At 69.5% G+C, this 1,126-nt stretch carries 1 protein-coding gene and 1 pseudogene; both read left to right on the plus strand.

Features of this window, described 5'->3' with window-relative positions; genetic code table 11:
* Positions 1 to 92 (plus strand): annotated as a pseudogene (locus GTW43_RS29245) (electron transfer flavoprotein subunit beta); the annotation flags it as partial.
* Between the two features lie 66 nt (positions 93 to 158).
* Positions 159 to 1,121: an electron transfer flavoprotein subunit alpha/FixB family protein gene (locus tag GTW43_RS29250; protein WP_161305003.1), complete on the plus strand. Its 963-nt coding sequence runs from the start codon at positions 159 to 161 to the stop codon at positions 1,119 to 1,121.
* Positions 1,122 to 1,126 lie beyond the last annotated feature (5 nt).

Consider the following 1,126-nt stretch of genomic DNA (forward strand, 5'->3'; position numbering starts at 1 on the left):
GTCCCGCGCGCACGGCGGGCACGATCGTCAAGGACGAGGGTGAGGGCGGTAAGCAGCTCGCCGAGTTCCTCGCGGGCCAGAAGTTCATCTGAGCCCCGGTCCCTCTCTTCACTTCCCCGCCCCCCTTTTCTTCGCAGACAGCAGGAGATCGAAGTCCCATGGCTGAAGTTCTGGTCTATGTCGACCACGTGGACGGTTCTGTCCGTAAGCCCACCCTGGAGTTGCTGACGCTGGCCCGTCGGATCGGTGAGCCGGTCGCGGTCGCGTTGGGTGCCGGTGCCGGTGACACCGCGGCGGTGCTCGGTGAGCACGGTGCGGTGCGGGTGCTGACCAACGACGCGGCCGAGTTCGCCGACTATCTGGTCGTGCCGAAGGTCGACGCGTTGCAGGCCGCTGTCGCGGCTGTGTCCCCGTCCGCGGTCCTGGTGCCGTCGTCGGCGGAGGGCAAGGAGATCGCCGCGCGTCTCGCGCTGCGTATCGGGTCCGGCATCATCACCGACGCCGTCGATCTGGAGGCCGGTGACGAGGGGCCGGTGGCGACGCAGTCGGTGTTCGCGGCCGGTTTCACCACCAAGTCCCGTGTGACGACCGGCGTCCCGGTCGTCACCGTGAAGCCGAACTCGGCCCCGGTCGAGCCGGCCGCTGCGGCGGGTGCGGTCGAGGCGCTGGCGGTGTCGTTCTCGGACGCGGCGACGGGCACGAAGGTCACCTCGCGTGCCGCGCGTGAGTCGACGGGGCGTCCGGAGCTGACCGAGGCCGCGATCGTCGTCTCCGGCGGCCGTGGTGTGAACGGTGCGGAGAACTTCGCGATCATCGAGGCTCTCGCCGACTCCCTGGGTGCGGCCGTGGGTGCCTCGCGTGCCGCGGTCGACGCCGGCTGGTACCCGCACTCCAACCAGGTCGGCCAGACCGGCAAGTCCGTGTCGCCGCAGCTGTACATCGCCTCGGGTATCTCGGGCGCGATCCAGCACCGGGCCGGTATGCAGACCTCGAAGACGATCGTCGCGATCAACAAGGACCCCGAAGCGCCGATCTTCGACCTCGTCGACTACGGCGTCGTCGGCGACCTCTTCGACGTCGTCCCCGCCCTCACCGACGAGGTCAAGACCCGCAAGGGCTGACCCGC

The sequence above is a fragment of the Streptomyces sp. SID5785 genome, assembly GCF_009870065.1.
In the GTDB taxonomy this organism is placed as follows: domain Bacteria; phylum Actinomycetota; class Actinomycetes; order Streptomycetales; family Streptomycetaceae; genus Streptomyces.

Coding starts and splice junctions, on each gene's coding strand:
- GTW43_RS29250 (WP_161305003.1), top strand. CDS start 159: ATGGCTGAAGTTCTGGTCTATGTCGACCACGTGGACGGTTCTGTCCGT.